Source organism: Citrobacter sp. C13, from assembly GCF_014596815.2.
Lineage (GTDB): Bacteria > Pseudomonadota > Gammaproteobacteria > Enterobacterales > Enterobacteriaceae > Citrobacter > Citrobacter portucalensis.
Window position 1 is genome coordinate 1,011,717 of the sequence record NZ_CP115024.1, and the last position, 26,126, is coordinate 1,037,842.

The following is a 26,126-nucleotide window of genomic DNA, read 5'->3' on the forward strand; positions in this document are numbered from 1 at the left end:
TTCGAAAGCCGCCTGATGGGCAGTAACGACGAGCGTTGGCTCGACCTGAATGGTCTATCTTATCACCGACAACGACTGAGATTCATCCGTAGGTTTTGCCGCCAGAACGCTTATTGATTATTCATTTTCCGGCAAAGCATAATTCTGGCAGTACAGATAGGGGATCCCCTCTTTGGTAATCAGGTATGTCGCGCTGTTCAGCGCAAAAAAATCGACGTTGGATACGCTGGTGTTGGTTAGGAAAAAGTCGGGGAGGAGTTCCTGAATAAGGCTGGCGGGAGCCGTTTCGCGATTGGAAATTTGGATTTTCTGTGAAATCCAAACCGGGCTTGAGCCGTAGCTGGATTGTGTAAAAAGTACCATGCGTTGCACGGTTTGCTCATTATTTTCGGCATCTTTGATAATACCATCAATATTCACAATACCTTTACTGCCCCCGGTTTTAATATCAATAATCCCTCGGAACGAGCTTGTATTGCGTACAATTTCGATGGCAGAGCGGCAAGTGAGATCATGTAACTCGCCATTGTTCTTACTGTACCGATAGACGACAGTAAGAATAAGCGCAGCAAAACAAAGCAGCAGGATAATACCTGTCTGGATGCGGGACGTTCGGGGATATAAGTTCATTAGCTATCATACCGTGGATAATATACCGACTGACAGGCATTTTCTTGCCTGGCTTTTATCGGTGAGCGACACACCAGCACGGACAGTTTCTTAGACTCAGGATAGGTCGTGATATAGATAAATTTATGGCTCTGACACAGTCCTGGGTTTTTGTCGATAAACGCGGTATGCCGGGAGAAATTATTGGCATCGTTATTGAAATAATACTGACAGTCAGTGGGTGCTTTATCCGCAGTGATATAGCCGGAGAAATAATCATCGCTGGCTTGCCACGGATATAATATAAGCACACAAATTATCAGGGTAAGTGCCAACATTACTGTTTCTGCAGCCGTTATCAAAGGTTGACGCGGTGTGTCAGCCAAAAATTCCTCAATGGTGGCATCTGGCGCTAAGGATTCTTCCGCAGAAGCAGAGTTCTCCTCCGGTGTTTCAATGACCTGAATATCAAACTCTTCTTGAATGATCAGCCCTTTGCGGGGGATCGTTGTGATCAGCGGTTGTTCAAGCTCCAGCTGCTGCAAGCTTTTACGCAACGAGAGAATGCTTTGATAAAAGGCGTTGAAACTCACCTGGCGGTGATTTTTACCCCAACCGAATTCCAGTAATTCGTTTTGAGAAACCACTTGCCCGCGATGTTGAATAAGTAATAAAAGACATAACGACGCTGAGTGTTTGAGTTTTATCCGCTGATTGGGGTGATCTACCCGCGCCAGACATTGTGTGGCTGGCGTAAATATTATTCTATTTTCAATCAGATAACTGACATTGCCAGTCTCAGACATATTGTCTCTACTCTTGATGATGCGTCTGGTGGTTGTTTAGTCATGATACCACTGAGCCTATAAAGACCACCAGCATGGACCTGATTCCACAGCGAGAACCGCGAAGTGTTGCAATTTGGTATCATGATATAACAAGAATGATAACTTTTTAATGAAAATAAAACCCATTAAGATCAATTAATTGTATCTTTTTGGCTACTCTGCAAAGAACAGAAAGATGAAAAAATGTCGACAAAGATGATTGCCATTAATTCTTTATGGACAGCGCCATATACTGCCTGGCACCACCACGCGAAAACAGCATGAACCTTAACGCGTCAATGGCACCAGGGAATGCCGGTGGTAGATGTAGATGGGAATAAATGTCAGCTTGTTTGCGAGCTGACATTTATTTTTAGTGCTGAGTAAATTTAACCATCTTTTTGACTAAGCCATAATTTGCGGTAGAGAGTCCCATGTTCCAGAAAGAAATTGAAAATGCTGTAGTGCTCGTTGGCGATGAAATGAAGAAGTCGGATAATGCCTGGCTATCGTTACGTAAAAAACGTCAGCGTATTGATTTGAAGACCGATGGACATATTCTATTTCTGGAGAAAGGGACTGTCTCTGTTTATCGTGTGGAAAACGATTTAGTGACCGTGAGTATTTCTGCACCTGCTATTCTCGGCCTGCCACAAATGCGTACGGAAGTGGCTGGTCACTATTTACGTTGTGATACTGATTGTGAAATGTGGGCGATGAGCGTCCAAAATGCCGATCACCTGTTTACGACCAGAAACTTATGGAAGCAGGCGTTTGATATCTTAACGCATCATCTTCAACGTTATTTCCAGCGTGAGGCGTTGCAGTCGCACCGCACTATACGTGAGCAGATTATTGAACACGTGAAATATATCTGGGCAATGGAGCCAGGGGTTCGTGAGAAAACGTCCGTGTATACTTTTATTTTGACCCGTAACCATATCTCGCGTAGCGCCATCCATAAGGTGTTACAGGAGCTGGTTAATGACGGGAAAATCATCCTGAATCGTGGAAAGCTCTCTTTTTGCACGCCGTTATAAACTCATGCGCTCCCCGGCAAAAATGTAAGGGAGCGCAACCTATCAACGTTCTCTGAGTGCTTCCGCGCGTGCGCGAATAATCGGTTTTAACAGGTAGCTCAGAATCGTTTTCTTGCCGGTGAGAATATCGACGCTCGCCACCATGCCGGGAATGATCAGCATCGGATGCTCTTTTGTTCCCAGATAATTTTTATCCGTCTGCAAACGCACAATATAAAAGCTGCGGCCCTGCTTATCGGTAACGGTGTCTGGGCTTATCTGCACTACTTCGCCTTGCAGACCGCCATAGATGGTGTAATCGTAAGCGGTAAATTTCACCATCGCATGTTGACCCGGATGGAGGAAGGCGATATCGCGCGGCTGGATTTTGGCTTCGATTAACAGTTTGTCATCCAGCGGAACGATTTCCACTAGATCGCTGCCCGGTTGAATGACGCCGCCGATAGTATTCACCATCACCTGCTGGACGATACCCCGCACCGGTGAGGTGACCATGGTACGGTTCACCCGATCCTCCAGTGCTTTAACGCTTGCCTGGGTTTTACTCAGATTGGTGCGAGCTTCATTGAGTTGGGCCAGCGCATCGCTCTGGAAACGGCCACGGCTTTCACCGATTTTATTCTCAATCTCTTTAATTTCTGACGTGGCCTTGGGCAGCGACAGGCTAATAGAATTGAGCTGCCCGGCGGTTTCCACTTCGGTACGACGCAGGCGCAGCAGTTCGACTTTTGAAATGGCACCTGAAGCGAGCAGCGGCTCGGACATTTTGATTTCCTGACGGATTAACCCGAGGCTGTGCTTAAACTGATCCTCCTTTGACTCAAAGTCGCGCAGCTCCTGTTTTTTCTGCACCAGTTGTTCTTCAAGCCCGGAAATTTCGTTGTGAAATTGTTCCCGGCGGCTGTTGTACAGCTCGGTTTCTCCCCGGGCGACATCCGGCGCCTGGCTGGCTATCTCGGGTGAAATCACAAAGTCCCGGTTTTCAACTTCCGCCGTCAGGCGTTCTACCTTGGCGCGCAGACCGAGTTTGTCGGCTTCAGTTTCGCCAACGTTGGAGGCGAAGCGCGTGTCATCGAGGTGCAGTAATGGGGTTCCGGCGTTAACGATTTGCCCTTCATGCACATATAGCTCGGTAACAATCCCCCCTTCCAGGTTCTGGATTTTTTGCAGTTTTGATGAAGGGATCGCTTTGCCTTCACCGCGTGTCACTTCATCAATTTTTGCAAAACCAGCCCAGATGAAGGACAGCAGCACCAGCGCGAGGATCACCCACAGCGTCAGTCGTATCACTCTTGGGGCGTCATCAATTATGGCCTGGCTAACTTCATTAATACTGTCAGTTTGATTTTCATCACGACCGCGAAAATAGTGCTGCATATAGCTGCGGGCACGAGTCAGGAGATCAGCGAGACGCATTAATTTTCCCCTTTTTCAACGCATCCATCACTACCCCTTTCGGACCGTCTGCGATGATGCGACCTTTATCAACAATAATCAGACGGTCAACCAGCGACAGCATGGAAGCGCGGTGCGTGACCAGTAATAACGTTTTTCCCGCAATGCAGGGGGCCAGTGCGTGTTTGATCTTCTCTTCGCTGGTGTTGTCCATCGAACTGGTGGGTTCATCCAGTAGCAGGAGAGGGGGATCAAGCAACAGTGCGCGCGCGAGCGCCACCGCCTGCCGTTGCCCACCGGAAAGCTGGGAGCCGCGTTCGCCGACCTGCAGGTTATAGCCGTCGGGATGCAGGCGTGCGAATTCGTTGACGCCAGCCAGTTCTGCCGCTCGCAGCATGGTTTCGTCATCGACATAGCGCGCTCCGCACAGCAGGTTATCGCGCAGCGTGCCGTTGAATAGCTGGATGTCCTGCGGCACGTAGCCGATGCTGTGGCGCAGATCGTTCACATCCAGCTGACGAGAGTCGATACCGTCGATCAGCAGGTTCCCGGCGCTCGGCTGGTATAAATTGACGATAAGTTTACTCAGTGAACTTTTACCGGAACCGCTGCGCCCGATAATGCCGATGCGCTCACCGGGCTGAATGGTCAGGTTAATTTTGTGCAGCGACAGGTTTTGTTGCTCCGGATAGCTGAAATCCACATCGCGAAATTCAATGCTGCCCTGTAACTGTTCACGCTTGAGTGGATTTTCATCCGCACGGCGCTCCTGCGCCAGCGACATCATTTTCTCAGTATTTTTGATGGTCAGCTTCGCCTGCTGATAGCGGGCGATAAGGCCGGTGAGCTGGCCCAGCGGCATGAGTGCCCGACCGTTGAGCATGTAGCAGGCGATCAAGCCACCCATACTCAGTTTGCCGTCGATAATCATGTACACCCCGACGATGATCATCACCACGCCTGAAATTTGCTGGAACCAGCCGGTGAGATTGCTCGCCAGGCTGGACAAGGTTTTCACCCGCAGTTCGAGACGGCTCAGGCTACCCAGCGTTTGTTCCCACTGGAACTGGCGTTCGCTCTGGGCATTATTCACTTTGATGGCATCCAGACTGCTCAGGGTTTCAATCAGTAGCGCCTGGCGTTCGCTGGCGAGGCTCATGGTTTTTGCCACAGCAGCGTTGACCGGTTTTTGTAGTGCCCAACTGCACAACAGGGCAATCGGTAATGTCAGTACCGGGATCCATGCCAGCGCGCCGCCGATAATGCCAATAACAATCAGCAGTAACAGGGTGAAGGGCAAATCGATAATTGTCGTCAGAGTGAGTGATGAGAGGAAATCACGCAGCGACTGAAACTCGTGAATGTTTTGTGCAAAGCTGCCCACGCGTGCCGGGCGCTCTTTCATCTCCATACCGACAATGCGCTCAAACAGGGTTGAAGAGATGATGAGATCGCTTTTCTTACCTGCAATATCAAGGCAGATACCGCGCAGCATTTTTAAAATCAGATCAAAGACAAAAGCCAGGCAGATGCCGACTGCCAACACCCATAGTGTGACCGTTGCCTGGTTTGGCACGACGCGGTCATACACATTCATGGTAAAGAGCGGTGTGCCGAGCGCAATCAGGTTGATTAACAGACTGGCCAATACCGCATCCATATACAGAAAACGTGACAGCTTCAGCGTGTCTTTAAACCAGGATTTGGTACGCGGCAAAAAGGCCTCTGCCTGCAAATCGAATTCGTGGCGCGGATGCGCAAAAATGACTTTCCCCGCATAGTTTTGCTCAAGCGTGGCGGCATCAACGCAAATTTCCCCACCTTCGCTTTCGCTGGGCATAAAGCGGGCGCTGCCGTCATCGTTCCATGCCAACAACACCCCGGTTCCCCCTGCGTTCAATAACAAGACAGCAGGCAGAGACATTGCCGGAATTTTATCGAGCGTGCGCGTGACGACTCGCGCCTTTAAACCGGCCCTTGCCGCCGCGCGTGGAAATATATTTAGCGTGAGCCGATCGTTTTCTAATGGCAGGCCACTGCTTAATGTTGAACGACTCGCCGGTTTACCGTGCAGAGAACACAGAATCAGTAAGCTATCTAATAACGGGTCGTCATTATGGCTACGTGGGTCGTGATGTTGAGAATTAGGACGAGCGTGATTCTCAGGGACGTCATTTAATAATTCGGCTTGTGCACTCATTTTCGCAACCATTCTGACCGAGCACGGTTAAATAATAGCAAGCTAATTATAAGCGTGCAGGTCAGAGATTTATTGGGGATTAATAATTATTAATGAAGTTCCGGTAAGCTATTTTCTTCTGCTGAATCTACCGGTTGCCCCGATGGCGGAGGTGTAATTTTTAGAATATTCATTAATTCACCGGTGCGTTCGCTAATACGATAGCCACTGGTCATGGCCAGATAACGTAATTCAACAAGACGGCGTTTTGAGGAGAACACTTCATTTTCACTATCGAGTAAATCCAGCAGTGTACGCTCGCCAAGACTAAATTGATCCTGATAAGCCGTGCGCACTTTGACGCTGCGGTCGGCGTATTCTTCCGCCGAAGGAAGCTGAGCGCGTGCGTTTTGCAGTGCGGTCCAGGCCAGGCGCAGCTCCTGATTCAGCTGGCGCAGCGTGTTATTACGTACATCCTGAGCCTGCTTGTGCAGATAAGCACGGGAGTTCATGTTGGCTTTGTCGCTGCCGCCCTGGTACAGGTTGTAATGCAGTTTGACCATCGCTTCCCACTCTTCGGTGTGTGCGCGGGTGGTATCGGTGTTGTTGCTAATTCCGCGTGAAAGCTCAACGTCCACACGTGGATAGAAGGTTGATTTCGACGCTTCATACTGCTGGTGCGCAGCTTCGATATCCGCATTGGCAGACTTCAGTAATGGATTATTTTTTTCCATCCGACTTTTGGCATCTTCCAGCGAGGTTGGCAGCTGAGAGTCAATGCTCTCTGGCTGGCTTAAACCCTGCGGATCCATGCCCGTCACGCTGACAAAGGTAGTTTTCGCGTCTTCAAGGTTAGTCTGCTCGGTCAACAGGTTGTTACGCGCCTGTGCCAGACGCGCTTCGGCCTGCATAAAGTCCCCGGAGCGCCCAACGCCCTGATCGGTACGCAGTTTTATCTGGTCGTAAATGCGTTCGTGGTTCGCCAGATCGTCTTCAGCAAGGCGCACAAACTCTTCGCGTTGCAGCACGTCGAAATAGGCCTGAATCACCGCATAAGCGGTGCTTTCGCTGGTGTTCATCACGCTGTAAGCGCGTGAGTCTACGGTCGCTTTTTGTCGTGCCACTTCGCTGTTGGTCGCAAAGCCGTTAAACACATTTTGCTCAAGGCTGATAGTCGCCTCGTTAGGGGACTGAGTCAGGCCGTTATTGCGACCAGTCGCGCGGGTAGTTGCATCATCAACATTTTTGCGCCCGGCCTCTGCGTTTAAATTTAGTGATGGTAAATAACCACCTTGTGCGGCCCGCAGATCTTGCTCTGAGGAAAAACGGTTATTAATTGCAGCATTAACTTCAGGATGATTGGCTAATGCATCTTTAACTGTATTTTGTAAGTCTTCTGCATTTACTGCATTTATTGAAAAACATGAAAGCAGAAAAACTAAAAGCTTCTTCATGACATGAATGCCCTATATCTCACGGTTATGACATCCAGTTGTCATCGCTATCATCCATTTTTACAAACACGTTATATTAATTAACAAATGTGAATTATCTTAATTGAAGCCTGTAATCAGCTATTCAGCGACATGTTTTGTCACATCGTGTTTTATTTTTGGTTATTTTTTATTATATTCATTTGCCAGTCAAGTCTCATGTAATTGCATTCTATAAAATGTGTTTTTTTCTACATTGAGATATTAATGTTTACATTAATTGAATGTGATATTTGTTCGTTAATATATTAACGAGTTTATAAAAATAATGATGGTAATTAAGTGAGGTTACGGTGAGCAAATTACTCGGTGTGATCAAAGCAATTATTGGACAGGTTTACGTAGTTGATGCCAATGGTGCACAACGACTGGTTCATGAAGGCGACAGGGTATATAGCGGTGAAGAAATTGTGACCGGTGCCAGCGGCGCGGTAAGTATCTCTTTACCAGACGGAAAAACGCTGGATATAGGCCGTAATAGCCATTGGGGTGAGCATGGGCTACAGGTTAGCCATCATCCGGAAAGTAGTGCTCAGGATATTGCCGCCGCACAAAAGGCCATTGCCGATGGCGCTGACCCGACGCAGGTGCTGGAAGCCACCGCGGCGGGTAATGAAGCACCGGTAACATTAGAAGGTGGCGGCGGGGGGCACACTCTGGTTCAGCTTGAATTGACCGGGCAGGTGGTTGATCCGACAGCAGGTTTTAACACCAAAGGTCTGGGAAGCCCGAACTGGGATATCAATCTGCCGATAGGGGGAGTTACCGCAGGTTCCGCGAGTGTTTTCCCGCCTGAGGTACAAATTACCGAGTTTGCCGGCAACGACGGTTTCATTAACAAAAGCGAATTCCATCAGACCCATTTAAGCGGCACCAGTAATCAAAATCACATCACACTCACCTTCACCGATAGCCAAAAAAACACATTTACCGTTACTGTTCCGGTGAGCAACGGGCACTGGAATATTGATACCGATCTGGGGGGACTGGTTCCGGGAAATGTAACAGTGGTGGCAATCGCGACCGATGTGACGGGACGAACGGCAGAAAGTTTTGACCATGCACTGATTGATATTACCGGACCAAACATCGACATTACCGTTGATAACGTCACGCCGGATAACATCATTAACTACGAAGAGTCACGTCAGCCGCAAACGCTGATCCACGGGTCGGTCGGCGGCGATGCTAAACCCGGCGATATCGTTACTTTATTGGTTGATGGTAACGAATATACCGGCGTTGTTACCGACCCCGGTAATGGGACTCTGACTTATACCATCCCGGTACTGACTCAGGGGTTACTGAATGACCCGAATATTCACGCCACATTAACTTCTACTGACGACGCAGGAAACACCACCATTGTTTCCACGGATCATCATGTCGATAACGACCTGTATGCACAAAATGCCGTGACTATTGAAACGGTGGCGAATGATGATGTCGTCAACGCTAATGAGTCTCGTATGCCGACCACTATTTCTGGCATTGCCAGCGGTGATGCGAAAGTGGGTGATCCGGTCACGTTGACCATTCAGGGCAAAGCGTTTCAAGGCACGGTTTTCGACGATCATGGCCAGCTACGCTATGAAATCGTTGTGCCTTCCGCAACTCTCAAAGAGGGGGCTAACGATGTGCAGGTGACGCTGGTAAGCCATGACGCAGTAGGTAATGAAGCCACTGCTGTGACGCACCGCACCGTGGTGCTGGATACCCAGGCACATAACGCCCTCACGATTGATGATGTCACGACAGATAACACCCTGAATCGTGCTGAGCTGTATATGCGTAACCAGGTGATTTCCGGAACCGTCAGCGGAGAAGACGCGAAAGCGGGCGACCCGGTACTGGTAGAGATCAATGGCCACCAGTATAACGGTCAGATCATCGATCTCGGCAATAGCACGCTGGGCTATCGTATTGCGGTGAACGCAGCCGATTTTGCCAACAACGTTGCAAAAGTCGATGGTTATATGGACGTGAAGGTAACGGTCACCTCTCACGATGCGGTGGGCAATCTGGCGATTGCCACCGACACCCACAGCGTGCATGTCGACAACTTCGCGGAAAACACGGTACATATCGATACCGTCGCGGGTGATGACCTTATTAATATTAAGGAATTTTTAGCCGACGGCGGGATCATGCAAATTACCGGTACCGTGGCCGGCGTGGATGCGAAGGTGGGGGATGCGGTTACCCTGGCGCTGAAGGGCGGCGAGGTGATTCACAGTGTGGTTATCGCGCTGGCGGGCGGTGGACTGGGCTATAGCATCCCGGTAAATAGCCATAAGCTGGTAACTCATCCGGAATTTACGGTTTCTGTTACCTCTACGGATCCGGCAGGGAACAGCATCACGCATTCTGAAACCAAAACCATCAGCGCCGATCTGTATACACAGTCGTATATCACCATTGATGACGTGACGGCTGATAACTTTATCAACATCAAGGAATCGACGGACAATCACGGCAAGACCACCATCAGTGGCACGGTGAGCGGAGATGCAAAAGAGCATGACACCGTTCAGCTGGTGATTAATGGTCAACACTATTCGGGGGAAGTGGAGAAGCTGGCGAACGGCAATCTGGTCTACCATATCCCGGTGGATACCCAGAACCTGGTCAACAACCCGGTGATTCATGCCAGCATCCATACCACGGACGAGCATGGCAACGAAATGACGGCGGTGACGAAACACCACGTTGGGCTGGATCTGGACGCCAGCGCCATTATCGAGATCGATACCGTTGCAGGCGATGACATTATCAGTAAGGCAGAGTCCGATCTGCATACCACCACCATCACCGGGCCGGTCGGCGGCGACGCGCATAAAGGCAATGACGTCACCTTAACCTTCAATGGCCAAACCTATCATGGCACGGTATTTGAACGGCCTGATGGCTCTCTGGGCTATAGCATTCCTGTCAGCACCGACAACCTGCAGGATGGCAGCGACCAGAAGGTTTATGTCTCCATCTCAACCGTTGACAAACACGGCAACCCAGCAACGGCAACAGCCGAGCATGCGGTGCATATCGATCTGCACGCTGAGGCAACCATTACGGTTGATGATGTGACTGCCGATAACACCCTGAACCATAGCGAACTGAATATGGCTCAGCAAATCATCTCCGGCACCGTCGGCGGGGATGCGAAAGTTCACGATGTTGTCAGGCTTGAGATCAATGGCCGCACGTTTACGGGTGAAGTCATTACGCTGAATAACGGCAAACTGGGCTACCAAATCCCGGTCGACCCGTCGGCCTTCAGCGACAACCAGGGCGACCAGGATAAATATGTCAACATCAGGGCGACGGTTGTCTCGTATGATGCGGTAGGCAACGAAGTGACGGCGATCAGCGACCACGACGTGCATATCGACAACTTTGCGGTAAACCAGGTGCATATTGATACCGTCGCGGGTGATGACCTTATTAATATTAAGGAGTTTTCCGCGAACGGCGGCTTTACGCAGATCACCGGTACCGTAACCGGCGTGGATGCGAAGGTGGGGGATGCGGTTACCCTGGCACTGAAGGGCGGCGAGGTGATTCACAGTGTGGTTATCGCGCTGGCGGGCGGTGGACTGGGCTATAGCATCCCGGTAAATAGCCATAAGCTGGTAACTCATCCGGAATTTACGGTTTCTGTTACCTCTACGGATCCGGCAGGGAACAGCATCACGCATTCTGAAACCAAAACCATCAGCGCCGATCTGTATACACAGTCGTATATCACCATTGATGACGTGACGGCTGATAACTTTATCAACATCAAGGAATCGACGGACAATCACGGCAAGACCACCATCAGTGGCACGGTGAGCGGAGATGCAAAAGAGCATGACACCGTTCAGTTGGTGATTAATGGTCAACACTATTCGGGGGAAGTGGAGAAGCTGGCGAACGGCAATCTGGTCTACCATATCCCTGTAGAGACTAAGGGTCTGTTAGCCAACCCGCTTATCCATGCGAGCATTCATACCACGGACGATCATGGCAACGAAATGACGGCGGTGACGAAACATGTCGTTGGGCTGGATCTTAACGCCAGCGCCTCTATCGGCATTGATACCGTCGCCGGTGATGACATTATCAGTAAAGCCGAGTCCGAACTGCATAAGACAACCATCACAGGGTCGGTCGGCGGCGATGCGCAGAAAGATGATATCGTCACCTTGACCTTCAATGGCAAACCCTATCAGGGCAAGGTATTCGAACTGCCTGACCACTCGCTGGGCTACAGCATTGAAGTCAGCACCGATAACTTGAAAGATGGCAGTGACCAGAAGGTCCATGTCTCCATCTCAACCGTTGACGAACACGGTAACCCATCAACGGTAACGCACGACCATATGGTGCATATCGATCTGCACGCTGAGGCGACGATTACGATTGATGATGTTACTGCCGATAACACCCTGAACCATGCTGAACTGAATATGGCTAAGCAAATCATCACCGGTACCGTCGACGGTGATGCGAAAGTTCACGATGTTGTCAGCCTTGAAATTAATGGCTACAAGTTTACGGGTGAAGTCCTCACGCTGGGTAACGGTAAGCTGGGCTACCAAATCCCGGTCAACTCGTCGGCATTCAGTGACAACCAGGGCCACCAGGATAAGTATGTCAACATCAAGGCGACGGTTACCTCGCATGATGCGGTAGACAACGAAGTGACGGCGACCAGCAGCCACAACGTGCATATCGATAACTACGCCGAAAACCAAGTGCATATTGGTACTGTCGCTGGCGACAACGTTATCAATATCAAGGAGTTTTCCGCTAACGGCGGCATGACGCCAATCACTGGCACCGTGACTGGCGCGGATGCGAAAGTGGGTGATACGGTGATCCTCAAGCTGGATGGCGTTGCGGTGATGCAAGGTGCCGTCATCACGCTGGCGGGCGGCGGGCTGGGCTTTAGCTTCCCGGTCAATACTCATATGCTGATGACCCATCCGCAAATAACCGTGTCTGTCACCTCCACCGATGTGGCGGGGAACAGCGTCACGCATTCAGAGACGAAAACCATCAGTAGCGATATGTACACGCAGTCGCATATCACCATTGATGGCGTGACGGCTGATAACGTCATCAACATCAAGGAATCGACGGACAATAACGGTAAGACCACCATCAGTGGCTCGGTGAGCGGCGATGCGAAAGAGCACGATACCGTTGAGCTGGTGATTGATGGTCATCCGTACTCTGGTGAGGTGGTGAAGCTGGCTAACGGTGGCCTGGGCTATCACATTCCGGTAGATACCCAGAATCTGGTCAACGATCCGGTGATTCACGCGAGCATTCACACCACCGATAATCATGGCAACGAAGCCACCGCCACCGCTGAGCGTACCGTTGGGTTGGATCTTAACGCCAGCGCCTCTATCGGCATTGATACCGTCGCCGGTGATGACATTATCAGTAAAGCCGAGTCCGAACTGCATAAGACAACCATCACAGGGTCGGTCGGCGGCGATGCGCAGAAAGATGATATCGTCACCTTGACCTTCAATGGCAAACCCTATCAGGGCAAGGTATTCGAACTGCCTGACCACTCGCTGGGCTACAGCATTGAAGTCAGCACCGATAACTTGAAAGATGGCAGTGACCAGAAGGTCCATGTCTCCATCTCAACCGTTGACGAACACGGCAACCCATCAACGGTAACGCATGACCATATGGTGCATATTGATCTGCATGCTGAGGCGAGCATTACGATTGATAAGGTGACTGACGACAACATACTCAACCATTTAGAGTTAGATAAGACCTGGCAGTTGGTTAGTGGCGTTGTCGGTAAAGATGCCCAGGTTAACGATGATGTGAGCGTTGAGATTAACGGTCACACGTATACCGGTAAGGTTCTCGTTCTGGGTAACGGTCAGTTGGGGTATCAAATCCCGGTCCTTTCTTCAGATTTTAGCAACAACCAGGGCAACCAGGACAAAGATGTCACCTTCAAGGCTAGCGTAACGTCGCATGACGCGGTGGGTAACGAAGTTGTCGAGTCCACGACGCATACAGTACATATTGATAACTACGCCCGGGCTGGGATAACCATCGATACCGTGGCGGGCGACAATATGATTAACGGCGCCGAGTCCACAAAACATACTACCGAAGTGATGGGTACCGTTTCTGGTGATGTGCATATTGGCGATAAAGTGACCGTTACCGTCAATGGTCACCACTATGACACAACGGTACAGAAACTCCCTGAGCACAATAATGCGCTGGGCTATAAGCTGGATGTGCTGACGGGCGATCTGGTGAAAGATCCGCATATCGTTGCGCAGGTGGTTGGGGTAGACCGTGCTGGCAACCAGCAGAGAGCCGAAGCCATGCATGATTTGGCGGTGGATTTGCACGCGAAAGCGCTGCTGACTATCGATCCTGTCACCGGTGACAATATGGTTAACGGCGATGAATCCCGCCAGCCATTTACCTTTGTGACTGGCAGAGTCGGCGGTGATGTACACGTCAATGATACCGTTTACCTTACCGTAAATGGTCATACCCTGACCGGGAAAGTCACCGATCAGGGCGGGTATCTCGGGTATAGCATTAAAGTCAGTACCCCCGACCTGCTGGCTGACCCGCATTTAACGGCCACCGTCAGCACCACCGATGTGGCAGGCAACCCGGCAACGGCCAATGCTCAGACCACGGTAGTGATTGATACCCGCGTGGATGCGACGATTACGATCGATTCCGTTACGCCAGACAACACGCTGAATGATGTCGAACAGCATCAGACCACCACCGTTGTCACCGGCACCGTGACCGGCGAGGTTCATCCGGGCGATCCGCTGGTGATGACGATCAACGGCCATTCGTATCCTGGTTTTGTTGAAGTGATTAGCGGCAATCGGTTGGGTTACAAGATGGTCGTATCGACGTCCGACCTGGTGGCTAACCCGCATATTGAAGTGTCAATGGATATCACCGACGCGGCGCAGAACCATGCCCATATTGTGGCGCATCATGACGTTAATCTGGACAATCAGGCTCTTGCCGCGATCACCATCGATCGCGTGACGGGTGATGACGTTCTGAACGGCACTGAACTGCAGGCGCCTAAAACAACCATCAGTGGTACGGTGGGGGGCGATGCGCAGGTGGGGAATACGGTTCATTTGACCATCGGCGGTCATCATGTCGATGCCACTGTGGTTGACCTGCCGAATCTGGGCACATTGGGTTATCACATTAATGTGGATACCCAATGGCTGCAAAACGATCCGCATATCACGGCAACCATTACCACCACCGATCCTTACGGCAATACCGCGAAGGCGGATGCGACAAGCACGGTGACAATTGACGATCGCGCCGAGGCTATCGTCCATATCGACCCGCTGGTGACGGATGATAACGATGCGGTGATCAACTACAAAGAGGCGCATAACCCGCTGACCACCGTGACCGGTAGCGTGGGCGGTGATGTGAAGGTGGGCGATCTGGTTGAACTGACCATTAACCATCAGACCTACTATGCGCAGGTTCATGATGACCACGGTAAGCATGTATTTAGCACCAAGGTTTCAACGCTCGATCTGTTGATGGACCCGAATATCCATGCCGAGGTGACGGCAAAAGATGCGGCAGGCAACGTTGCGCACGGGCATGATGATATGCCGGTAGTGATTGATACTCTTGCTGATGCCGGGATAACTATTGATTCCGCCTCCAGTGGTCGACCACCAGGTAACCCTATTGCGAATAACCTGCTTCCTGGCAGCAGGCCGGACTTTATCGCCATAACCGGACATGTCGTTCCCGATGCGGTTATAGGTGATACGGTGACCATAACGGTGGGACACGGATTTGTCCTGACCACTCAAGTCATTACACTTCCCGATGGTCAACTCGGCTATCAGGCGGATATTGGCTCCGATAAATTCGCAGACAATGGCGATATTCTGGTGTCTATCACCACCCATGATAATCATGGCAACACGGCGACAGCAACAGAGCATAAATTTATCGATCTACCGTGGTTGCACTATACACCCGTGATCGGCAATACGCCTTACGGGTTCACGACGCCGCCAGTGGTCACCCCGCCGACAACGGGGACGGGCGTCACACAGCCGCAGAAGCCGCATGTCCATCTCACGGTCGATCCGGTAACGGGCGATGACATTCTCAACGGCGCTGAAGTGCAAAAAACGACCACGCCGATTCGCGGCCGGGTAACCGGCGATGCCCACGTTGGCGATGACGTGACCGTCACCCTCAATAACCATCACTACACCGGTAAAGTGAGTGAGATTCCGGGACTGCCGGGGGAAATGACCTGGCGGGTTGATGTTCCTTCGTCTGAACTTAAGGCGCATCCGACGTTTGACGTATCCATTACCGTTAGTAACACTGCGGGCAGCGACACCTCGAGCGTGCCGAAAACCATTCAGGTTGATACCAATAACCCGGTCCATATCACCATGGACAAGGTTGCCGGCGATGACGTGATCAACGGCAAAGAAGCGCAAAGCGGTAAAACAACGATTAGCGGTACGGTCAGCGGTGAAGGCATTCATGACGGCAGCGTAGTCTCGCTGCTGGTGAATGGTAATACCTTAACCGCAGTGGTAAATGCAGGCGCCACGGGATGGGTTTGGTCGAAGGAAGTCAGCATCAACGATCTGCGTAATACCCCGGATATTATCGCCTCGGTAAGCGCCACTGATGCTGCCGGGAATCCCGGCACCGGCTCGACGTCAAAGCACGTTGACGTCGATCTCAAAGCCGATGCGGGCGTTACGGTCGATAATATTACCGCCGACAACGTCCTGAACGCACAGGAAACAGGGCTGCCTACGATTGCGGTGAGCGGTTCTGTTTCGGGTGATGTCCACCAGGGGGAAAGCGTGACCCTGAAGGTTAACGGTCAAACTTATACCGCGACGATTGATGCGAATAAGCACTACACCGTTGATATCAATACATCAGATCTGGTGGCTGACCATTCCATCGAAGCTACGGTGACTGGCCACGATAATCACGGCAACGTCCAGGACACCAGTATCACCAAAGCGTTTTCTGTTGATACCACCGCGACGGCTGCGGTAACGGTTAATACCGTGGGCGGCGATGATGTGATCAATGCTGATGAGATAAAAGCCGGTACGGTCGAAGTCAGCGGCACCGTAAATGGTGACGTACACAAAAACGATAAGGTTTATATCACTGTTAATGGCAATCCGGTTGAGGCGACGGTCATTGAACTGCCGCATATGAATGGGCAGTTGGGGTATAAAGCGATCGTCAGCACCGCGGATCTGCAGGCTGATCCTACCATTCACGTCAGCGTGACGGGGCATGATGCGGCAGGTAATAGCCAGCCTGCGACATATGACAAAACCGTGGTCATTGACGATCACGTGGATGCGACGATTGTGCTGGATACCGTATCCAATGATGACGTGTTGAATAACGTTGAAGCCGGGAAGCCGACTACCACCATCACCGGTTCTGTGACCGGTGACGTTGAGGTTGGTGATTTGGTCACCGTCACCGTCAATGGTAAGGATCTGACGGCGAAAGTGATCGACAGCGGCGGCCATAAGGTGTTCCGTGTTGAAGCCAGTACGGTTGATCTGGTTCACGACCAGCATATTACCGCCCACGTTGTCGCCCATGATGATGCCGGTAACCGCCAGCAGATTGATACTGATAAGACGATCACAGTCGATCGCGTGGCTTCTGGCACCGTTAGCGTTGATAGCGTCACCGCGGACAACGTTCTCAACCACCAGGAGTTATCGGGACAGAAGGTCACCATCACCGGCCATGTCGGCGGCGATGCGCAGCTTGACGATCCGGTGACCTTAACCATCGGCAGCACTTCGGTTAATGGCAAAGTCATTACGCTGAGCAACGGTGATTTGGGTTATCAGATTGACGTGGATTCTGCCGTTCTGCGCGCCAACACATCGATTGATGTGAAGGTTACCGGGCATGACGCGCCGGGAAACCCGTTCACCGCAACATCGACGCATACCTATTCTGTTGATGAGCAGGCCAACGGTGCAATTACCATTAATGACCACATCGCAGGTGACAACGTCGTTAACCTGAATGAATCGAAGTCAGATACGGTGATTAAATTTACGGTTTCCGGCGATACGCACCCGACCGATGTCGTTGAAGTGAGTATCAACGGCAACAATATGAAGGCTACGTTGGTGCCTGGCTCCTCGACGGTTTATCAGGTTGCGGTTCCAGGAACGTACCTGAATGAGGGCGACAATAAGGTTGAGGTGAAAACGACGTTACACGATGATGCAGGCAACACGTTAGAGGTGCACGATCAGAAAAACGTGGTGCTGGATACGCATGCTGACGGCACGATTACCATCACTGATGGTATCGCTGGCGACAACGTTGTGAACCAGAAAGAATCGCTAACGGATACCGTGATTCGCGGAACGGTCACGGGCGATGCGCAGGCGAGCGGAACGGTCACGGTCAGCGTTAATGGCCATGACACCATTGCTACAATAGTTGCCGATCCTGCGACCCATACGCTGGGTTACCAGGCGGCGATATCGAATGCATATCTGAACGAAGGCAACAACGACGTTCAGGTGAAGACGACGTTACGTGATGCGGCGGGCAATACGCTAGACGTGAGCGATCACAAAAACCTGATCCTCGATACTCACGCCGATGCCAGCATCGTGGTCGATAAAATCACCGGGGACAACCATATTTCACGTGCCGAATCACAGGATGCCGTCACGCATATTACCGGCAGCGTGAGCGGTGATGTACAGGACGGCGGTCATATTAAAGCGCTGGTAAATGGTCATCAGTATGATGCCATTCTACATCAGGGCAATAATGGGCTGACCTATGATATTGAGGTCGAGACTTCCGCATTCCGGGCAGGCCATAACCGCGTGAACGTATTGGTAGAGGCGCATGATGACCACGGAAATACCACACCCTACACGCAAACGCTGAACGTGACGATGGACGATCCCGCGCCAGTAAAAGGACATTCGGTGGATAAAGGGAATCATGCTGCGATGCAGCATGCGCTGCATAACCTGTTCGATGACAACGCATTATCTCTGTCTTACGCACCAGCAGCGACCGGACACGGCCAGGCGACAGCGGTGCTCAGCGCTGACGATAAAGCGAAGGGCGTACTTGAAAAAGTCGATCTTAGCGATCTGGCGCGTGAACTGCATGAAGGCGTGGATATTGCGAAGTACATTCAAAGCGGCGGCGATCATCACCTGATCGCCAGTCCGGCAAAAGTGGCGCATGGAATAGATACCGCGCTGTCGACTCCGACAAGCGGCGATCTGCATTCTCCGACCTACTCGTTGGATCACCTGATAGCCAAACCCGATCAAAATCACACTCACTAACGATTGCCTGTTGCCCTGTATAAACAGGGCAGCAGCGTCATGCAAAATGAAAAGGCACTGATATGAATTCTGATTCATCTGCTGCAAACGTGCAGACAGAAGGCGTGGCAAAAAGTCCTGAAAATGACAACCAGCAGGCTTTAGCGATGCTGCAAAAAAGCGACCTGGAGATGGTTCGCGTGCTCGACGATTTGATTTACCTGTTGATCCGTAAAGGCGTGATTGCCATTACCGATCTTCCGCCGATGGCGCAGGTTAAATTAATGAATCGCGCGAATGCGCGCCAGGAACTTGGCGGGTTAGAACAACTGCTTGGCAACGATGATCGTATATTTTAGCTGATGCAGGCAATTTGTAGGCCGGATAAGCGCAGCGCTATCCGGCTATACAAAGGCGTATCAAGACGCCAGTTTTATCACAATGGCGCGGGCTCACCTAATAATTGCCCCATTGCTCCATCAATCCCTAATTCTTGCAGCACCATAAGCTCACCTTCCGTTTCAACACGTTCGGCAATGAGCGGCAAATCAATACTGCGCGTGGCACTGCACAATACTTCAATAAACAAACGCTTATCATTTTCCTCATCAATTTTGCGGATATAGCTGCTATCGATTTTCAGATAGGCAAGACCCCATTGCGACAGATGACCGATCATATCGAAACGGCTACCGAAGTGTTGCAGTCCCAGCGCGCAGCGATGCTGACCTACGGCTTTAACAAATGCCGCCATCTGATGGGGGCCTGGTAACTGATTTTCATCCAGTTCCAGTATCAGCTTGCTGGCTAATTTCGGTGAGTACCGTAACGGATTGAGCAGGTCTGCAATGGCGGTCGCGCTGGCGACAGAACTGCCAGAAATACTCAACGCTAGTTTTCCAGGCGCGGTTTTCAACTGGTTCAATGTGAGCTTCAACATGACTTTATCGAGTCGATGACTCCAGCCAAAGCGGTGGATCCAGGGCAAGAACCGCCCCGCGGTAATAGCGTTACCCTGCTCATCAATAATGCGCGACAGCACCTTGTAATGCAGGATTTTATCCGGCTGGCGGCAATCGACCACCGGCTGATAAACCAGCTGGAACTGTTGATTTGCCAGCGCATGCTCCAGACGAACAAACCACAAATGCTGATCTTCTGTAGCCGCAGGTATTTCAGTGGTTGGAACGACCTGATGGTTGGTGTGTGTTTCCGCTTCAACCAGCAGGCGATCGGCCTGGATCAGCAATGACTGAGCATTTTCTCCGGCGCTGAATGGCACCATGCTGGTATAGGCAACCGGCTGTTGGTCTGACATTCCGGTGGCGTAAAAGGCCGTGAGTTTTTGGCACAGCGAATTGCATAAATCCAACATCTCACCATGTGTGACGCCAGGGCAGAGTAGGGCGAACTCACCGCCACGAATGCGGGCGAGCGTGCTGTCGAGAGGGGCATACTTTTCTCTGTGCGCGTTCAGCAGGTTGGCGATGTTGAGCAACAGCTTATCAGTATGCGGTCCGCCAAAGCGCTGATTCAGGCCACCTAAATCCTGAACGCGAACCAGCATCAGATATCCTGGTGCCGTATCGGTATCACTCAGTCGAGCCTGGAGCTGCATATCGAATGCCCGGCGGTTGGCAACCCCGGTCTGGCTGTCGAGATAAGCTTCATTGTGCAAGCGTTCGCTGTAGATAGCTTGTTCTTCAAATAACGATTTAAGCTTAGCTGCCATTAAATTCATGGCGCCTACAACGCGGCGTAATTCCGGCGTTTTGGGTAACTCGTGGAGTGTCAGAAACTCGCGACGGGTAATAGCTTCGGATTGTTTTGCCATGTAATTGAGCGGGCGCAGCAGTTTGCGTAGCAGCAAACTGCCGGCGATTAAGCAGGCGAGGCTACAGGACAGCATCCACAGCAGATTACCTAAGGTATTGTCCCACAGACGCTGCACGGCAAAGATAGGATCGCTGGTCACTTCCACGCGAGCAGCCTGCTGCCAACCGCGCATAATAGTTGCTTCACCAGTTTGCGGGGTGACATCCACCAGATCGACGAACCAAGCGGGGACGTTGGGAATTGTCGCTACCGCGCTACGCTCAAGCATTATTTTGCCGTTTGCCAGATCGACGATGCGGATTTTTTTGTAGTAACCGCTATCGAAAATGGAGCTGACCATCAGCTCGATCATTGCCGGGTCGTTGACGTTGGGCGTTAGCGAAACGCCTAGCGCCGTTGCGGCATCCTGGGCATGTGAAAGAAGCTGGTTATTGGACTGATTGCGAGAACTCTCCAGCGTCACAATAAAATTGCCGCTGAACACAACCATCATAAAGAGAGAGATTGCCAGAAGTAACTGTTTAAAAAGAGACACGGGCGATTCCTATTTATCCATCGGGAAGCCTTCTTCCCGCATTTTTGTGAAAACTTGCTGCCAGCGAGAAAGCCTCTTGCTGTCCCCAACGCGTTTATTGTTTTGATTGCCGGGAAGCCAAAGGCCGGTGTTGTTAAAGGAGTAGACAGGTAATAAATCCATGCGCTGCGTCGCAGGAGAAATAGTGCTGGTCAGACTGTCGAGAACCAAAGGAATCGCCTCAGGGGTGGCGTACCAGGTCAGCACCATGTGTGCGCGGTTTAAACGCAGGGCTTTAACATAGGTGATGCGAAGTTTGTCTTCGGATACGCCCAACTGGCGGAGGGTGAAATATTTGGCGATCGCGTAGTCTTCACAATCTGCCTCACCTTTGCGCAGCGACTCGATAGGGGTTGCCCAATAATCGACGTTATGCCAGACATCAATGTCTTCGGTATAGCGGATCTTCTCATTAAAAAATTGATTTACAGCGCGTAATTGCGTTTGCTCGTCAGCATTACGCAACTGGAGCAGAAGCTGTTGCCAGGCGCGGATTCGTTGCTGCGCTTCTGGTGTAGCCGGGCCATAAAGCGCATCGGACTTTTGTTGAATATTGGCAAAATCCCAGGCCGCGCGTAGCGAATGGACTGACAGCAATAGCAGCAGCGCCCCGGGGATTTTCCACAGGCGCAGCAGGCGATGGCGTAAGCAGCGGCGGATAATGTTCAATGGCTATGCTGACAACTGCCCGGAGACGGTTTTTTCAGCTTTTCGCAGGACCAGGGGGACAACCACTTTTTACGTAATTGCACGTTGGCCGGCGAAGCAAAAAAATCTTTCAGCGTACTGTTAACAAACGTCACAAACTGCGGATCGTTTTTCCTCATCATAATGGCATAGTGCATATCATTGCCGATGCTCTCAGAAGAGACGCTGAACAGTTCAGGTTGCTCGCTATGATTAATTAGCGGCCAGGCCAGAATATCATCAACAAAGAAAGCAGCAGATTCATTATGCGCCATCTTCTCAAATGCGCCCTTTATGGTGGTGCTGGTAATCGTTGAAATATTAAGGTGTTGCTCTCTGTTTGCTTTATTAAATTCCAGCAAATCTTTTGAGCTTCCGGTCAGACTCACCGTGCGACCTTTAAGATCGGCAATTGACTGTATATTATTTTTACGTAATGAGATGATGCGCATCTTTGCGGTGTAATAGTTTTCAGAAAACGACACGCTGGAGGTCCGCTCCGGCGCATTGGTATTTACGCCACAGTCCATATCTATTTTACGCGAGTTTAATGCGGAGAAACGTTCGGAAAAATTCACGGGAATATAATGAATGGTTAAATTGTTGAGCTTCAGATACTGGCGCAACTTATCGGCAATCATGTTGCATACCGCGATGGTATAACCCGTGACTTTGCCATTGTGGTCAGTAAAAGAAAATGGCGGCAGCTGGCGATAACCCACGTTGAGCACGCTGCTGCTCTGAATATGATCGAGCGTCGCAGCGTTCTGTTGCGCCATCAGTGCGGGGGAGATGACGAGGCCTGCCAGTAAAAACAGCCATTGCGCCGTACGCTTCACCCTTGTCATCTCACGATTAATTATATTTTTCATAATCAAAACTGATCTTCTTTTTAGCAGACGTTAATGCTTTCAGGTTATCTGACATGGGAATGTTTAAATTAATGGCTTTCGGCGGAATCGGTGACTGAAACCATTTTTTGTACAGCGCAGTAAATTCGTTGCTGATCATCAGGGAAGAGAGCGTGTCATCAACAAATTCTTTAAATTCTTTATCGTGTAACGGTAGTAACAAGCCCGCCGGTAGCGGGGTGCTGAGCGCAATATCGGAAAGTTCATAGTCATCAGGATTAGGCGTTTGCGCGATCATCCCTTTGAGTAAAACCGTACTGGAGATCAGTGCAGAATACTCACCATTCTTCAGTTCATTGAAGGCGGTAATGTTGTTGGTATCGAGTTGAATATTAATATCCAGGTCATTGGCGGCATTCACTTTTTGCAGTTGCTCAACGTAAATCGTGCCGCTTTTTACCAGTACGCTATGTCCGGAAAGCTCTGCCAGATTGTCGTTGCTTTCATTTTTACGCATGACGAAGCGGGTGCTTGAAAAATAAAACGGCAGCGAGAACTCGCTAATGCTGTGGCGACTTTTTGAATAAAAGGCCGGGATACACATGATGTCTGCCATGTGATTTTTAATCAGGACAAACTGCGATGCCGAGTTAGCTTTTATCCACTCGACTTTCAGCTTTTTAAGCTGAAGTTTTGTCTTGAGCGCGCTGACGATACTGTTGCAAATATCAATGGAATAGCCGGCAGGTACGTTGCCATTCTGCCAGGAGAAAGGAAACGCATCATCCTGATAACCAAGGGTAATGCTTTTCTTGCTGGCGATCTGCTCCAGCGTGTGTATCGGCAGGGGAGAGCCTGCTAAGCATGGCGTTGCTAACGCTATTAACAGGGCAAAAACCGTCAACATGCGCTTTACCGGGTGAAAGAAGTCAGACATTGCACAGTCCTTCTTCAATGACCTCTTTGGCAAATGCGGAAAGCACTTCACGCTCGCGCAGCGGATAGCTAAAGAAATATCCCTGCACATTCTGGCACTCAATGTCGCGCAGAATGTCACGCTGCTGCGCGGTTTCTACTCCTTCAGCGGTGACTGACATATTGTACTTATGGGCAAACTGAATCAGCATCACAATCAAATACTGACTGGCATTATCTTGCTGAAGCTTGTCAACCAGCGTGCGCGCAATCTTGATGCGGGTAAAAGGATAGATCAGCAGATAATCCAGTGCCGCGTAGCCGGTGCCTAAATCATCCATCGCGATTTCAATGCCCAGAGAGCGGATCTCTTGCAGCACGGGTAAGGCAATCGACTTATCCAGCTTTTCGGATTCGGTAATTTCTATTTCAAGGCGCTGGGCTGAAAGTTGACTAATGCGTAACGCATCTTTGATAACGTCAACCAGCCCCGGACTGTGCAGCTGGTAGGCCGAGATATTGACGGCTACCCTGATACGTTCCGGCCATTTGGCAGCGGCTTCACAGGACTGACGAATAATCCATTCGCCCAAACGGACAATCAGACCGGAGTTCTCGGCGATGTTGATAAAATAATCAGGATAAATCAGACCCTTGGTGGGATGATTCCAGCGTATCAGCGATTCGTAGCCATACACGCTTTCATCTTCCAGATTGATGATTGGCTGGTAATGAAGCTCGAATTCCTTGTTATCAATACCATCGATGATTTCCTGATTAATAAACAGGCTGTGGGTATGCTTCATCACCATGCCGTCTTCGAAGAAATGGAAGCAACCGCGGCCATGATGTTTTGAGGCGTACATGGCAAGGTCGGCATTGATCATCAACGTCGAGGTATTATTGCCCTGATACGGCGCGGTGGTGATACCGATACTGCAGCTGATGGAAAAAGTATGCGTGCTCCAGGTAAATGGGGTGCTCAGCGCACGAATAATCCGCTTCGCCAGCCGATTCGCTTCTTTGATGGCGTTATCGCTGACATGTTGCAGAATGGCGAATTCATCACCGCCCAGACGCGCTGTGATATCGTTAGGTCCCAGCAAGAGCTGCAGGCGCTGGGCAACGCTGATTAACAGCTCATCGCCCGCTTTATGACCAAAGGTGTCGTTTACTGGTTTGAAGTTGTCGAGGTCAATCAACAGCAGGTTAAATGGTTTTTCGTCCTGATGGATTTCACTGACGCGTTTATCTAACGCCTGGCCAAACGAAACGCGGTTGGGCAATCCGGTCAGTGAATCATGATGGGCCATATGCTCCATCTTTTGCGACATTTCATGCATGCGTTGCAGATAGCCGCGTTCTTTCATGGCGACGCGCAATTTTTCAATCGCCCCAGCCAGATGTCCAATCTCGTCGTCCTGGTCAAGATAGGGCGTTATACAGTCCGTCTCTTCATGGGCGATGCGGGTAAGGGAGTTAATCAGCAGTGGAACAGGGCGGAATAAGCGGCGCATAAACATCGTGACCAGCGCCAGCGTCACCAGTAAAACCAGGACAAAAATAATACTACTCTTTTTCAGCATCGCATCGTAGGTGGCGTAGAGATCGCTTTTTTTACCGATGCTGCTTATCAGGCTACCGAGGATCTCACCTGAAGGTGTGAGAATAGGAACGGCGCTGATAAAGCACTCTTCGCCATTAATCTGGGCGAAGCCAACATAGTAGTTACCCAGCACATCGCGCGGCAGACGACCGGGGAAAGAGATGATCCCATCACCATCTTCTGACTTGTTGTTGATGCCAACAAACCCTTTCTCCGGCGTATACAGAAACAACCAGGTGGGGCTATGGGTCTGTACTGATGCCAGAGCCAGAACGTCAACCGGGTTATAACCGGTTTGCATAATAGAGTCGGTGTCACCAATCTGTCTGTCGGAGACAATGCGGGATATCTGCCCCGCATCGCTGGTTTCGACCGAAACGGTGGTATACACGTTACGGATGATGTAGGTCATAATCTGTGCATTTGCTTCAGCCCGCTGCACCCACTGCTGATAAGAAAAGTTATCTATCAGGCTCCAGTTGGTAAACGCACCAGCACTAAACGCAATAATGATACCCACCAGCAAGAATTGCGTTATTTTGCCAGTGATGGAATGTTGCCACCCTTTTATTGCTTTAAGGGAAAACAGAGACTTTGCCACGGATTATGTTAATTCCTGAAAAGATTATGCGATGCTAAATTTAGTTTCTGTTATTACTTAATGGAATATTATTGTTGCAAATAAGTAGATGAAAGATGTTAAATGTAATGACGTAACAAATAACTAACATTGAACCATGGT

13 protein-coding genes are annotated in these 26,126 nt (G+C 50.5%); 3 read left to right on the top strand and 10 right to left on the bottom strand.

What is annotated here, in order from left to right; all coding sequences use genetic code 11:
- Nucleotides 1-117: 117 nt before the first annotated feature.
- Together IB222_RS04885 and IB222_RS04890 are read right to left on the bottom strand one after the other, a co-directional pair.
- On the bottom strand, nt 118-630 hold the full coding sequence (locus tag IB222_RS04885) for a hypothetical protein (RefSeq protein ID WP_003825820.1): 513 nt from the start codon (nt 628-630) through the stop codon (nt 118-120).
- Nucleotides 630-1,415 carry a winged helix-turn-helix domain-containing protein gene (locus IB222_RS04890; protein ID WP_149384694.1) on the bottom strand — a complete coding sequence of 262 codons (786 nt, stop codon included), beginning with the start codon at nt 1,413-1,415 and terminating at the stop codon, nt 630-632. The genes IB222_RS04885 and IB222_RS04890 overlap by 1 nt, the downstream gene beginning before the upstream one ends.
- Before the next feature lie 455 nt (nt 1,416-1,870).
- On the opposite strand from IB222_RS04890, the gene IB222_RS04895 reads away from it, so the two are divergent.
- The gene (locus tag IB222_RS04895; protein WP_149384693.1) at nt 1,871-2,476 is read left to right on the top strand and encodes a helix-turn-helix domain-containing protein; all 606 of its coding nucleotides are present in this window, start codon (nt 1,871-1,873) and stop codon (nt 2,474-2,476) included.
- Nucleotides 2,477-2,518: 42 nt separating this feature from the next.
- On the opposite strand, the gene IB222_RS04900 is transcribed toward IB222_RS04895, so the two are convergent.
- From IB222_RS04900 to IB222_RS04910, 3 genes are all read right to left on the bottom strand, one after another.
- Entirely contained in the window at nt 2,519-3,892 is a 1,374-nt protein-coding gene (locus tag IB222_RS04900; protein WP_149384692.1) for an HlyD family type I secretion periplasmic adaptor subunit, read from the bottom strand.
- Nucleotides 3,879-6,071, bottom strand: a complete 2,193-nt coding sequence (locus IB222_RS04905) for a type I secretion system permease/ATPase (RefSeq protein ID WP_223240873.1) — start codon at nt 6,069-6,071, stop codon at nt 3,879-3,881. Before IB222_RS04905 ends, IB222_RS04900 begins: the two co-directional genes overlap by 14 nt.
- Nucleotides 6,072-6,160: 89 nt before the next feature.
- Nucleotides 6,161-7,504, bottom strand: coding sequence for a TolC family outer membrane protein (locus tag IB222_RS04910; protein WP_149384690.1), 1,344 nt, complete (start codon nt 7,502-7,504; stop codon nt 6,161-6,163).
- 332 nt (nt 7,505-7,836) lie between these two features.
- On the opposite strand from IB222_RS04910, the gene IB222_RS04915 reads away from it, so the two are divergent.
- A complete protein-coding gene (locus tag IB222_RS04915) occupies nt 7,837-18,936 on the top strand; it encodes a retention module-containing protein (protein ID WP_188238262.1) in 11,100 nt (3,699 codons plus the stop codon).
- A 62-nt stretch (nt 18,937-18,998) separates the two neighbouring features.
- Nucleotides 18,999-19,274 (top strand): hypothetical protein, encoded by a 276-nt coding sequence (locus tag IB222_RS04920; protein WP_008785658.1) that lies wholly within the window; start codon nt 18,999-19,001, stop codon nt 19,272-19,274.
- A gap of 77 nt (nt 19,275-19,351) precedes the next feature.
- Here IB222_RS04920 and lapD read toward each other — a convergent pair whose 3' ends face one another.
- The 5 genes from lapD to IB222_RS04945 are packed head-to-tail and all read right to left on the bottom strand — an operon-like array spanning nt 19,352 to nt 25,985.
- Complete coding sequence (lapD, locus tag IB222_RS04925; RefSeq protein ID WP_149281309.1) at nt 19,352-21,286, bottom strand: cyclic di-GMP receptor LapD; 1,935 nt, start codon at nt 21,284-21,286, stop codon at nt 19,352-19,354.
- Nucleotides 21,287-21,295: 9 nt separating this feature from the next.
- Nucleotides 21,296-21,994, bottom strand: a complete 699-nt coding sequence (gene lapG / locus IB222_RS04930) for a cysteine protease LapG (protein WP_003825836.1) — start codon at nt 21,992-21,994, stop codon at nt 21,296-21,298.
- A complete protein-coding gene (locus IB222_RS04935; RefSeq protein WP_149384689.1) occupies nt 21,991-22,884 on the bottom strand; it encodes a transporter substrate-binding domain-containing protein in 894 nt (297 codons plus the stop codon). The genes lapG and IB222_RS04935 overlap by 4 nt, the downstream gene beginning before the upstream one ends.
- Entirely contained in the window at nt 22,868-23,800 is a 933-nt protein-coding gene (locus tag IB222_RS04940) for a transporter substrate-binding domain-containing protein (RefSeq protein ID WP_149281310.1), read from the bottom strand. The genes IB222_RS04935 and IB222_RS04940 overlap by 17 nt, the downstream gene beginning before the upstream one ends.
- On the bottom strand, nt 23,793-25,985 hold the full coding sequence (locus IB222_RS04945; protein WP_149384688.1) for an EAL domain-containing protein: 2,193 nt from the start codon (nt 25,983-25,985) through the stop codon (nt 23,793-23,795). Before IB222_RS04945 ends, IB222_RS04940 begins: the two co-directional genes overlap by 8 nt.
- Between the last annotated feature and the right edge of the window lie 141 nt (nt 25,986-26,126).